This window comes from Acidovorax sp. CF316 (genome assembly GCF_000276605.1).
Lineage (GTDB): Bacteria > Pseudomonadota > Gammaproteobacteria > Burkholderiales > Burkholderiaceae_C > Acidovorax.
Genome location: NZ_AKJX01000046.1, coordinates 19,130 through 30,782 on the forward strand (window position 1 = coordinate 19,130; position 11,653 = coordinate 30,782).

10 protein-coding genes are annotated in these 11,653 nt (G+C 68.7%); 8 read left to right on the plus strand and 2 right to left on the minus strand.

Features of this window, described 5'->3' with window-relative positions; translation table 11 throughout:
* Positions 1–429 carry a transcriptional repressor gene (locus PMI14_RS05475; protein WP_035202482.1) on the minus strand — a complete coding sequence of 143 codons (429 nt, stop codon included), beginning with the start codon at positions 427–429 and terminating at the stop codon, positions 1–3.
* A gap of 177 nt (positions 430–606) precedes the next feature.
* Between PMI14_RS05475 and PMI14_RS05480 the strand changes: the two genes are divergently transcribed.
* The 7 genes from PMI14_RS05480 (at position 607) to PMI14_RS05510 (ending at position 9,065) form a co-directional block, all read left to right on the plus strand.
* Positions 607–1,842, plus strand: a complete 1,236-nt coding sequence (locus PMI14_RS05480; protein WP_007850888.1) for a GTP-binding protein — start codon at positions 607–609, stop codon at positions 1,840–1,842.
* Between the two features lie 99 nt (positions 1,843–1,941).
* Positions 1,942–2,652 (plus strand): ABC transporter ATP-binding protein, encoded by a 711-nt coding sequence (locus PMI14_RS05485; protein ID WP_007850889.1) that lies wholly within the window; start codon positions 1,942–1,944, stop codon positions 2,650–2,652.
* Positions 2,649–4,046 carry an ABC transporter permease subunit gene (locus PMI14_RS05490; protein ID WP_007850890.1) on the plus strand — a complete coding sequence of 466 codons (1,398 nt, stop codon included), beginning with the start codon at positions 2,649–2,651 and terminating at the stop codon, positions 4,044–4,046. The genes PMI14_RS05485 and PMI14_RS05490 overlap by 4 nt, the downstream gene beginning before the upstream one ends.
* Positions 4,047–4,055: 9 nt before the next feature.
* Positions 4,056–5,519 (plus strand): ABC transporter permease subunit, encoded by a 1,464-nt coding sequence (locus PMI14_RS05495; protein WP_007850891.1) that lies wholly within the window; start codon positions 4,056–4,058, stop codon positions 5,517–5,519.
* Positions 5,520–5,554: 35 nt separating this feature from the next.
* A complete protein-coding gene (locus tag PMI14_RS05500) occupies positions 5,555–7,732 on the plus strand; it encodes a TonB-dependent siderophore receptor (protein ID WP_007850894.1) in 2,178 nt (725 codons plus the stop codon).
* 102 nt (positions 7,733–7,834) lie between these two features.
* The gene (locus tag PMI14_RS05505) at positions 7,835–8,050 is read left to right on the plus strand and encodes a hypothetical protein (RefSeq protein ID WP_007850896.1); all 216 of its coding nucleotides are present in this window, start codon (positions 7,835–7,837) and stop codon (positions 8,048–8,050) included.
* A gap of 10 nt (positions 8,051–8,060) precedes the next feature.
* Complete coding sequence (locus PMI14_RS05510; RefSeq protein WP_007850898.1) at positions 8,061–9,065, plus strand: SDR family oxidoreductase; 1,005 nt, start codon at positions 8,061–8,063, stop codon at positions 9,063–9,065.
* Positions 9,066–9,072: 7 nt separating this feature from the next.
* On the opposite strand, the gene PMI14_RS05515 is transcribed toward PMI14_RS05510, so the two are convergent.
* The gene (locus tag PMI14_RS05515; protein ID WP_007850900.1) at positions 9,073–10,053 is read right to left on the minus strand and encodes a tripartite tricarboxylate transporter substrate binding protein; all 981 of its coding nucleotides are present in this window, start codon (positions 10,051–10,053) and stop codon (positions 9,073–9,075) included.
* A 265-nt stretch (positions 10,054–10,318) separates the two neighbouring features.
* Between PMI14_RS05515 and PMI14_RS05520 the strand changes: the two genes are divergently transcribed.
* Positions 10,319–11,653: CHASE3 domain-containing protein (locus PMI14_RS05520; protein WP_007850905.1), on the plus strand; the 1,335-nt coding region annotated here is incomplete at its 3' end.

Genomic DNA, 11,653 nt, shown 5'->3' on the forward strand with positions numbered 1-11,653 from the left:
TCAGCGGGTGGCGGCGGCCTTGGCGCGGGTCTTCGGGGCCGCGGCGGCCGCCTTCGCGCAGTCCGCGCAGCGGCCATACAGCGTCAGCTCGTGGCGCTCCACCGTGAAACCCTTGGGCGCCATGCCGGCCAGGTCGCCCGGGCATTCGTGCACGTCGAACACGCGCGAGCACACCGTGCACTGGAAATGGTGGTGGTGGTGCCCGTGCTCGTGCTCGGCCGGCTCGTAGCGCGGGCTTTCGCCCGGCAGTTGCACCGCCTGCAGCGATCCATCCTCCAGCAAGGCCTTGATGTTGCGGTAGACCGTGGCCATGCCCAGGCCCTGCACGGCTTCGCGCGCGCTGTCCAGCACCTCCTGCGGGGTGAGGGGGCGCTGGGCATCTGCAATCGCCGCCAGGATGGCGGCGCGCTGCCGGGTGGATCGTTCCATGGGGGGGCGGTGCCGCAGGGCTTGTTGTTGATAACCAATTATCAGTGAAAAAAATGTGCGCACAGGTGCTGCCCCTGGGTGTGGGCGCAGCCTCCTGTAAAGCCCGCACCCAGAGCCGCCGCATTTTTTTGCACCGGGTTGCAATTGATATTGATAACGCATTATCATTTAGAGATCATGCGCACCACTTCACTCCTGCCCGTCACCGTTCTCTCCGGGTTCCTTGGCTCGGGCAAGACCACACTGCTCAACCATGTGCTGGCCAACCGCGAAGGGCTGCGCGTGGCGGTCATCGTGAACGACATGAGCGAGGTGAACATCGATGCCTCGCTGCTGGAGCGTGGTGCCGCCAACGCCGGTGCAGCGCTGTCGCGCACCGAAGAGAAGATGGTGGAGATGAGCAATGGCTGCATCTGCTGCACCCTGCGCGAAGACCTGCTGCTGGAGGTGCGCAAGCTGGCACTGGAGGGCCGGTTCGACTACCTGCTGATCGAATCGACCGGCGTGGGCGAGCCGCTGCCCATTGCCTCCACCTTCGACTTCCGGGACGAGAACGGCCAGTCGCTCAGCGACCATGCGCGCATCGACACCATGGTCACGGTGGTCGATGCCGCGAATCTGCTGGCCGACTATTCCAGCGCCGATCTGCTGGCCCAGCGCGGGGAGACAGCAGGCGAAGGCGACGAGCGCACCCTGGCGGGCCTGCTGGCCGAGCAGATCGAGTTTGCCGACGTGGTGGTGGTCAATAAGGCCGACCTGGTGGATGCCGACCAGTTGCTGGCAGTGATGGGGGCCGTGAAGGCCCTGAACCCCGTGGCCGAGATCGTCGTGGCGCAGCGCGGCCAGGTGCCGCTGGCGCGCATCCTGGGCACCGGCAAGTTCGACCTGGAGCGTGCCAGCGCCATGCCCGGCTGGGCGAGGGAGCTGGCGGGCCAGCACACGCCCGAGACCGAGGAGTACGGCATCGCGAGCTTCGTGCTGCGCTCGCGCGAGCCCTTCCACCCGGCGCGCTTTGCCGCCCTGGCCGAGGCGCCGATCCCCGGACTGCTGCGCGCCAAGGGCCATGTCTGGCTGGCCAGCCGTCCGCAATGGGCCGTGGCCTATTCACGCGCTGGCAACCGGGCCACGGTGGAGGGGATGGGCCACTGGTGGGCGGCGTCCAGGCCCGAAGACCTGCCGCCGCCCGGCAGTGCAGAGCGCCGCGCCATCGAGCGGCGCTGGCAGGAGCCCTGGGGCGACCGCATCAACGAGATCGTGTTCATCGGCATCGGGCTGGACCAGGGCGCCATCGAGCAGGCCGTGCGCAGCGCCCAGCTGACCGATGCGGAGCGCCGCCTGCCCCCGGAGCGCTGGCGCTTGTTGAGCGACCCGTTTCCCCCATGGGAACGGGTGGAACACCCGGCGCCTGCCTGAGCTGAACCCGCCCGAAGAGGCCACGGCCGGTCAACGACCTGCCTGGGCCGGCGCCAGCCTGTGCCCTCCATTTCCCCATCTTTCACCGAAGGACATCCTGTGCTCGAAGCCATTGGCCTCACCAAACGCTACGGCGACCAGACCGCCCTGCACCCGCTCGACCTGTGCATCCGACCAGGCGAGATCTACTGCCTGCTGGGCGCCAATGGCGCGGGCAAGACGACCACGGTCAACCTGTTCCTGAACTTCATCGCCCCCGATGGCGGCCAGGCCCTGGTGCATGGCGTGGACGTCACGCGCGAGCCCGTGGCCACCAAGCAGTACCTGGCCTACATACCCGAGCAGGTCAACCTCTACGGCACGCTGACCGGGCTGGAGAACCTGCGCTACTTCGCCGCACTGGCGCTGGGCGAGGCGCCGCCGCGCACGCGCCTGCTGGAGCTGATGGCCCAGGTAGGGCTGGATGCCAGCGCGGCCGACAAACGCGTGGCCGCGTACTCCAAGGGCATGCGCCAGAAGATCTGGATCGCCGTGGCGCTGGCCAAGGAGGCCAAGGCCCTGCTGCTGGACGAACCCACGTCGGGCCTGGACCCGCACGCCGCCGCCGAGTTCACCAGCCTGCTGCAGCGCGCGAGCGAGGCGGGCGTGGCCATCCTGGCCACCACGCACGACCTGTTCCACGCCCGGCAGACGGCCACCCGCATCGGCATCATGAAGCAGGGCCGCCTGGTCGAGAGCCTCGATGGCCAGGAGATCAGTGGAACCGACCTGCAGGCGCTGTACCTGCAGCACATGCGGGGCACGGCATGATCGCGCTCATCGCCGCCAAGGACCTGCGCGAGCGCCTGCGCGACGGGCGCCTCTATTGGGCGGGCGGCATCGTCGTGCTGCTGCTGCTCACCGCCCTGGCCGTGGGGTGGGGCCATCAGCGCGAGGCGCGCGCCGAGCAGGCCGCGGCCCAGAACTCCGACTACCAGGACTGGCTGCGCCAGGGCGCGCGCCACCCCCACGATGCCGCCCACCAGGGCATGCACGCCTTCAAGCCCGACGCGGCACTGGCCTTGCTGGACGCGGGCATCAACCCCTACATCGGCAGCACCGTGTGGCTGCAGGCGCACCGCCAGAGCGAGGTGAAATTCCGCCCCGCGCAGGACGCCACCGGCCTGCAGCGCTTCGGCGACCTCTCGGTGGGCTGGATCCTGCAGGTGCTGGGGCCGTTGCTGGTGGTGGTGCTGGGCTTCAACGCCTTTGCGGGCGAGCGCGAGCAGGGCATGCTGCGCCAGACCCTGAGCCTGGGCGTGCCGCCGCTGCGGCTGCTGTGGGGCAAGGCGCTGGCACTGGGCGGCGCCCTGGGGGTGCTGCTGGTACCGGCCGGGCTGATCGCGGCCACGGCCGTGGCGCTGTCCGCCGGCAGCGGCGAGCGCCTGGACGCGCTGCTGCGCTTTGGCGGGCTGGCGATGGGCTATGCGCTGTACCTGGCCATCTTCGTCTTCGCCACGCTCGGGGTGTCGGCCGCCTCGCGCAGTTCGCGCGTGGCCATCACCGTGCTGCTGGCCTTGTGGATCGCCAACGCCGTGGTGGCGCCGCGCGTGCTGTCCGAGCTCTCGCGCGCCATCTTTCCCAGCCCGACCCGGCTCGAATTCAACCAGGCGCTCGCAGCCGACCTCAAGGCCACCTCCGACACGACCTGGATGCAGGCCTTCGGCACCACCGAGCGCTGGAGCAAGGACGTGCCCCTGAACCAATGGGGCAGGGCGCTGAAGCTCGACGACCAGGCCAGCTACGCCGTGTACGACCGCCATTTCGGCCGGCTGTGGGACACCTGGGAGCAGCAGCAGGCCGTGCAGGAGGCCGGCGGCCTGCTGCTGCCGCTGCTGGCGATGCGCAGCTTTTCCAGCGCCATGGCCGGCACCGACTTCGCGCACCACCGCGACTTCACCACTGCGGCCGAGCGCCACCGGCGCGTGATCCAGGACACCGTGAGCCAGGATCTGGTTGACCACGCCGACCCGCTGGGCCGCCAGCACTTTGCCTACCAGGCCAGCCCTTCCCTGTGGGCGCGGGTGCCGGCATTTGATTACCACGCGCCGTCCTTCGGCTGGGCACTGGCCCGCAGCGGCGCCAGCCTGCTGATTCTGTGCGCCGGCCTTGCGCTGGCGGTGGCTTTTGCCTGCGTGGCCGTCGCACGGCAGCGGGCGCTGTAGGAGACATTGGTGAACCCCTCTTCCCCATTCCAACGCTTTCGCCTGGTCGCCCGGCAGGAGCTGAGCCTTCTTGTGCGCGACCGCAGCCTGTGGCTGGTGGGCGGCCTGTTCCTGCTGCTCGTGGGCTATGCGCTGTTCAACGGCATGCTGCAGACCCGCCAGCGCGACCAGGCCCAGGCGGCCCTGGTGGCGGCCGACGGCCAGGCGCGCAGCGGCCAACTGGCGCAGCTCGGCCGCATCATGGCCGGTGCGGAAGTGCCCACGCCCTTTGGCAACCCGGCCAACCCCGCCAACATGGCGGGGGGACTGGGTGCACACCATGCCGTGATGCGCAGCGCAGCGCTGGCACCCGTGGCCCTGGGCCAGACCGACCTGTTCCCGGCGCAGTTCAAGGTCACGCACCAGAGCAAGGTCAACTTCCTGCACAACAACGACATCGAGAATCCCTGGCACCTGCAGAGCGGGCATTTCGACCTGGCCTTCGTCGTGGTCTACCTGCTGCCGCTCTTGATCTTCGCGCTCAGCTACAACCTGCTGTCGGGCGAGCGCGAGGATGGCACGCTGCGCCTGCTGCTGTCACAGCCGCTGGCGCTGCCCACGCTGGTGGCGGCCAAGATCGCCGTGCGCGCGGCCGTGCTGCTCGGGGCTGCGGTGCTGGTGCCGCTGGCGGTGCTGCTCATCGCCCGGCCCCAGGCGCTCGCCGCGCCGGGCGCCACCCTGTGGTGGGCGCTGGTGGTGGGGGCCTATGCGCTGTTCTGGTTCACGGCGGTGGTGGCGGTGAATGCCTTCGGCTGGTCGTCGGCCACCAACGCCATGGTGCTGGTCATCGGCTGGGTGGTGCTGGTGCTGGTGGCGCCCGTGCTGCTCAACATCGCGGTGACCCAGGCCAGCCCGGCGCCCTCGCGCGCCGAGCTGGCAGCGCGCACCCGGGTGGTCACGGCGCAGGCCATGTCGCACAACGCGGCGCTGCTGGCCACCGACTACACGCACGTGGACCAGCCCGAGACACTGGTGCCCCGGGGCGGCCGCCTGCCCATGAGCGGCCGGGCCATGGCCAATTACCGCATAGAGCGCCAGGTGGACGAGACCCTGAAGCCCGAACTGGCACGCTTCGATGCACAGCAGGCCCGCCAGCAGGCGCTGGTGGCGCGCTTCAGCGCACTGTCGCCCGCAGCCGTGGCCTACGAGGGCATCACCGCGCTGGCCGGCACGGGGCACAGCCGCAATGCCTGGTTCCTGGCACAGGTGGCCAGCTACCACCAGGCCTGGAAGGACTTCTTCTACCCCCGCATCGACGGCGGCCTGGCCCTCACCGAGGCCGATTTCCCACGCATCCCCGCCTTCCACTGGCGTGAGGAGCAGGCGGGCGCCGTGCAGGCACAGGCCGCACGTACGGTGCTGCAGCTCCTGCTGCCCACGCTGGTGCTGCTGGGCGTGGCGGCCTGGCGGCTGCGCCGCTACCGCGTGGTCTGAGCCCGATTCCCATGTCAACACTCCAGGAACACACCATGACTTCATTCAAACGCAGCGCCGTCGCGCTGGCAGCGGCGGCCGCCATGCAGGGCGCGCTGGCGCAGGCCACCGAGGCCGAGCTGCCGGCCGTCAACATCCAGGCCGGGCGGGACGAGGGCAGCCTGCAGCTTTCCAACAAGAGCAGCAGCGCCTCGCGCCTGGGCCTCACGCTGCGCGAAACGCCGGCCTCGGTGGAAATCCTCTCGCAGGACCTGATGCAGGAGCGCGGCGCCCGCACCCTGAGCGAGGCGCTGCGCAGCACCGCCGGCATGGCCGGTGGCGGCCCGCCTTCGGCACCCACCACGCTGTCGCTGCGCGGCTTCACCAACGTGCTCTACCTGTACGACGGCGTGCGCATGTCGGGCGCGGGCGTCACCAACCGGGTGGAAGACACCTGGAACTACGAGCGCATCGAGGTGCTCAAGGGCCCGGCCTCGGTGCTGCAGGGCGACAGCGCCATCGGCGGCATCGTCAACTTCCAGACCAAGCGGCCCGACCGCAACAACCCGGGCCGCGAGGCCCTGCTGTCCTACGGCAGCTACGGATCGACCCGCGCCGCCGTGGGCCTGGGCGGTGCGGTGGGCGAGACCGGGGCCTACCGGCTCGACTACAGCCGCAACGATACGCGCGTGGGCACCATCGCCCGTACCAGCGAAAAGCTGGAGCACCTGACCACGGGCCTGTCCTTCGACGTGGCGCGCGCCACGCGGCTCGACCTGTCGTTCGACTATTCGCGCGACGAGGGCCATGCCTACTGGGGAACGCCGCTGATCCCGGGCAGCCTGTCCACCCAGCCGACCCTCGTGGTCAGCACGCCCGACGGCCGGGTGATCGACCGGCGCGTCGCGCAGAGCAACTACAACATCCTGGACGACCGCAACCAGTCCGAGGCGTACTGGCTGCGCGCCCGCATCACCAGCCGGGTGACGCCCGAATGGACGCTGCGCAACGAATTCACGGCCAACAAGGTGGAGCGGCTGTGGCGCAATGCGGAGAGCGCGGTGTTTACCGTACCTGGCTCCATCACGCGCGACCAGACCCTGATCGCGCACGACCAGCGCTACCTGGCCAACCGGCTGGACGCCTCGCACGAAGGCCGCATCGGCGCTCTGGCCAACAAGCTGGTGGTGGGCGGCGAGGTCAGCAAGACCGATTTCGACAACACACGGCGCTTTTCCAACGGCTCGGCCAGCACCAATGCCACCTTGCGCGTGCCGCTGTTCGATCCTGCGGTGGGGACCTACAACGACGACCCGGCCCTGATGGCCGGCGGCGGCAACCGCACCAACTTCACGTCGGACGTGCACAGCAGCTCCGTTTTCGCCGAAGACGCGCTCAAGCTGACGAAAGCCTGGACCTTGGTCGGCGGCCTGCGCCACGACCGGGTGGACGTGGACCGCAGCGTGACCGACCTGAACCTGGGCACGTTCAGCGCGTTCGGCACGAAGTACTCGGCCAACTCGGTGCGCCTGGGCACCGTGTACGACCTGTCTTCAGAATCGTCGGTCTATGCGCAGTACACCAATGCCACCATCCCCGTGGGTTCGCTGTTCCTGCTGTCCGCAGGCAATGCGGTCTTCCCGCAGTCCAAGGGCAAGCAGTTCGAGGTGGGCTTCAAGCAGAGTACGGGCGATGTGGAATGGACGGCAGCGGCCTACCACATCGGCCTGGACAATGTGCTCTCGCGCGATGCCAACAACGCCAACCTCACGGTGAACAACGGCAGCCAATCCTCGCGCGGGGTGGAGTTTTCCGCCGCATGGCGCGCCACGAAGCAACTCACGCTGTCGGGCAATGTGGCGGCGCTCGATGCGCGCTTCGACTCGCTGGTCGAGGCGGGCGGCGTCTCGCGCGTGGGCAACACCCCGCCCAATGTGCCCGAGCGCGTGGCCAATCTGTTTGCCAGCTACCGCTTCAAGGACCTGCCGCTCAACCTGCTGCTGTCCGTCAACCACACTGGCAAGATGTACACGGACAACGCCAACCAGATCCGCATCAACGGCCATACTACGGCCGACCTCGCGGCCAGCTACCGCCTCAAACCGGCGCTGCTGAGCTTTCGCATCCGCAACCTGACGGACAAGCTCTATGCCAGCTACGCCGGCCGGGCCACCAGCCAGGTGCTGCTGGCGCCGCAGCGCAGCTTCGAGTTGTCGGCCAGGGTCGATTTCTGAGGTGTGCCTGTCGGCATAAGAGGACAGCTTATCGTCGGCAATGGATGACAGCCGGGCGGCGGTGGGCTGCCAAGAATGGTGCATTCCCCTAGGAGTAGCACCATGCGCATCACCCCGCTCCCCAAAGCCGAAGTCGACAAGGCCGAACGCAAGATCGACAACATCCTGGAAGACCTGGAAGAGGAGACCAACTCGGAGGTCAAGGACATCGACCTGGAGGACGTGGTCGAGACCGACCCTGCCACCGGCCAGCCCGGTGTGCACAAGACGGTGGACGTCACCGTGCAACCCAAACCACAGCGCAAATGGCTCAAGTAGGGGAGGGTGCATGAAGAAATCCGCCGCGGAGCAGACCGCCAACAAGCAAAAACGCATCCAGGCCGAGCAGGATGCCAAGGACGCAAGCAAGAAAAAGGCATCCTCAGTCAAGAAACCGCAGCCCAGGAAAAAGGCCGTGGCACCCGGCCCCGGTCGTGCCGAGCCGGGCACCCCGCTGCCCAGCCAGCCTCTCGCCAAGCCCGGCATCGAGGCGCGCATGTCGCTGCCGCCGCGCTTCGAGGCGCCGCACTACCATGGCAGCGGCAAGCTCGAAGGCCTGTCGGCGCTGATCACGGGCGGCGATTCGGGCATCGGCCGGGCCGTGGCCGTGCTGTTCGCCCGGGAGGGGGCCGATGTGGCCATCGCCTACCTCAACGAGCACGAGGACGCTCGGCGCACCTGCGAGCTGGTGCAGGCCGAGGGCCGGCGCTGCATCGCCATCTCGGGCGACGTCAAAAGTGCGCGCTTTTGCGCCAGCGCGGTGAACCGCGCGGTCAAGGCCTTCGGAAAGCTCAACCTGCTGGTGAACAATGCGGCCTTCCAGGAGCATGCGAGCACGCTCGAAGACCTCACCGAAGAGCGCTTCGACGAGACCTTCAGGACCAATATCTACGGCTACTTCCACATGGCCAAGGCCGCGCTGCCGCACCTGCACCGGGGCGATGCCATCATCAACACCGGCTCCGTCACGGGCCTGCGCGGCAGCAAGGAGCTGCTCGACTACTCGGCCACCAAGGGCGCCATCCACGCCTTCACCAAGGCCCTGGCGCACAACCTGGCCGACAAGGGCATCCGCGTGAACGCCGTGGCCCCGGGACCCGTGTGGACGCCGCTCAACCCGGCCGACAAGACACCCGAGGACATTGCCCAGTTCGGTGCCAGCACCCACATGGGGCGCCCGGCCCAGCCCGAGGAGATTTCGCCGGCCTATGTGTTCCTGGCAGCGCCTTGCTGCTCAAGCTACATCACCGGCATCGTGCTGCCGATCACCGGCAACGCAGGAGACGGAGGATAGCGGCTCCTCAGTTGCGGATGTTGGCGAACTCCACCACGCGCCTGAATTTCTGGATCTCCGCCTGCAGGAAGGGCGCGAAATCCGTGCCGTCCATCATGGTCAGGCCGGCGGCACCCAGCGCCTTGCGCAGCTCGGGCTCCTGCAGCAATTGCCGCAGGCCCTCGCGCAGGCGGTTGGTGGTGGCAGGCGGCAGCTTGCCGGGGCCGAGCAGGCCAAACCACACGCCGGCATCCACTCCCTTGAAGCGTGCGTGTTCGGCCAGCGCGGGGATCTGGGGCGCAGCCGCGGAACGCTCTGGCTCCGTGATGCCGATGGCCTTGATCTTGCCGTCCCGGATATGGGGCAGGGCGCTGGACAGCACCATCACGGCGAAGTCCACATTCCCGCCGTCCAGATTGGCGAGCATGGCCCCGGCCCCACGCGAGGGCACGTGCGCCATGCGCACGCCCGACTGCTGGCGGATGGTCTCTCCCGCCAGGTGCAGCGGCGTACCCATGCCCGACGAGGCGTAGCGCATGGCCTCAGGCGCCTCGGCGGTGGCGCGCAGGAATTCGTCGATGCTGGCCACCGGCGTCTTCTTGCTGGCCACCAGTACCAGGGGCTGGCTGCCGATCAGGCCGATGGGCGTGGAGTCCTTGAGTGGGTTGTAGCCATCGCGTCGGCGGCTCACGAGGTGGTTGATGCCCACCTCGGCCGGCGAGCCCAGCAACAGCGTATGCCCGTCCGGCTCGGCCAGTGCCACCCGGGCCGCGGCCAGGGCGCCGCTGGTGCCGGGGATGTTTTCCACGTTCACGGGCTGGCCCAGGCGGCGCGACAGCCCAGGCGCAACGGCCCGTGCCACCAGGTCCACGCTGCCGCCTGCAGGGTAGCCCACCACCAGGGTGATGGCTTTCCAGGGGTAGTCCTGTGCGCAGGCAGCCATGCTGGACAGGGCCAGCACATGCACTGAAACAATGGTTCGGACTTTCTTCAAAATCATCGTGTCCATGGGGCATTCCTGTCGGTTGAATTGGGTTACCCATGGTTACATTCGATGCGGCGCGAGGTGTGCCGCTTCGGCACTGGTTGGTGCCGAATCGGTTTCGTCCAGGTGCAGGTGAAGGTGCCGACACGCCGGTGGCATGGCCCGATGCCGCGCCATCCTCGCTTCACCTGAGCCGAAACCCTGCGTTTTCTGGCTACGATCCCAGTCAATATCGCCATCCGCACGCCGCAGGGTGGGACAGAGCCAACACGACAAGGAGTGGGAAGCAATGGACCTGGCACTCCAGCCACGCGTGCCTGCGACCGGCAGGCGGCTGTACCTGACCGCGGCGGCGCTCGCCCTCTCGCTGGTGGCGCTGGTGGCAGGCACCGTCCTTTTCGCGCGGCAGGCGGACGAAAACCGGCTGCGTGCCACGCTCCAGGCCGATTTGTCCAACCGCCTGCGCATGCTGCAGACGGTACTGGTCTCGCTCAGCGATGCAGAAACCGGCCAGCGCGGCTACCTGCTCACGGGGCATTCGAGCTACCTGGCTCCCTACCATGCGGCCCTCACGCGCATGCCCGACCAGCTCAAGGGCCTGGAGGGCATCCCGCTCCAGGACGCCCAGGTGCCGGCCCGCGCGGCACAGGCGCGCGAAGCCATCCGCCTCAAGCTCGCCGAGCTGCAGGAGACGCTGCGCGTGCATGACGTCGGCTCGCCCGACGAAGCCCTGCGCCTGGTGCGCACCGACATGGGGGCGACCTACATGGACCAGGCGCGCGGCCACGTCCATGCCGTGCTGGACGCCATCCGCGCCGAACGCGACCGCCTGAACCTGGCCGTGGCCGAGGGCAGTGTCCAGAGCCGGCGCCTGGCCACCTGGACCGTAACCGCCCTGGTGCTGTTCGTGCTGCTCTGCGGTATCCAGATCGTGCTGCTGCTGGCCGGGCAGCGCCGCTACCAAAAAGCCCTGGCCGCGAGCGAGGCCCAGCACCGCGGCCTGATCGAGGAGCAGGCGGAACTGGTGTCGCTGGCCCGCGCGGACGGCACCCTGGTCTACCTGAACCCGGCCTACCCGCGCGTGTTCCGGCTCGGCATCGGGGAAATGCTGGGTACCAGCCTGTACAACTACGTGGCCCCGGCCGACCGCGAGATCGTGCGCGAGCGCATCGCGCGGATCATGGCAACCGACCAGGTGACCTTCGGCGAAAACCGCATGGTCACGCCGGACGGTGCCGAAAAATGGCTGGCCTGGACCAACCAGGTGCGCCTGGGGCCCGACGGCGAGCGCCTGCTGCATTCCGTGGGGCGCGACATCACCGAGCGCAAGCAGGCCGAGGCGGCCCTGCAGGCGAGCGAGGATTTCCTGGTGCGCACGGGCCGGGTGGCCGGCGTGGGCGGCTGGGAGCTGGACCTGCACACGCTGGGGGTGCGCTGGTCGGACGGCATGCGCCGCATCCACGATGTCGAGCCCGACTACCAGCCCACGCTGGACTCCGTGCTGTCGTTCTATGAGCCCGAGGCCGCACGGCTGCTGCAGGAGGCCATGGCCGGCAAGGGCAACGACCAGCCGCACGCCTTCGACCTGGAGCTGGAGCTGGTCACGGCCACCGGCCGCCGCCGC

Bases quoted from the DNA above. Each gene is read 5' to 3' on its own strand.
- PMI14_RS05475 (WP_035202482.1), bottom strand. From the start codon at position 429: ATGGAACGATCCACCCGGCAGCGCGCCGCCATCCTGGCGGCGATTGCA.
- PMI14_RS05480 (WP_007850888.1), top strand. From the start codon at position 607: ATGCGCACCACTTCACTCCTGCCCGTCACCGTTCTCTCCGGGTTCCTT.
- PMI14_RS05490 (WP_007850890.1), top strand. From the start codon at position 2,649: ATGATCGCGCTCATCGCCGCCAAGGACCTGCGCGAGCGCCTGCGCGAC.
- PMI14_RS05500 (WP_007850894.1), top strand. From the start codon at position 5,555: ATGACTTCATTCAAACGCAGCGCCGTCGCGCTGGCAGCGGCGGCCGCC.
- PMI14_RS05505 (WP_007850896.1), top strand. From the start codon at position 7,835: ATGCGCATCACCCCGCTCCCCAAAGCCGAAGTCGACAAGGCCGAACGC.
- PMI14_RS05510 (WP_007850898.1), top strand. From the start codon at position 8,061: ATGAAGAAATCCGCCGCGGAGCAGACCGCCAACAAGCAAAAACGCATC.
- PMI14_RS05515 (WP_007850900.1), bottom strand. From the start codon at position 10,053: ATGGACACGATGATTTTGAAGAAAGTCCGAACCATTGTTTCAGTGCAT.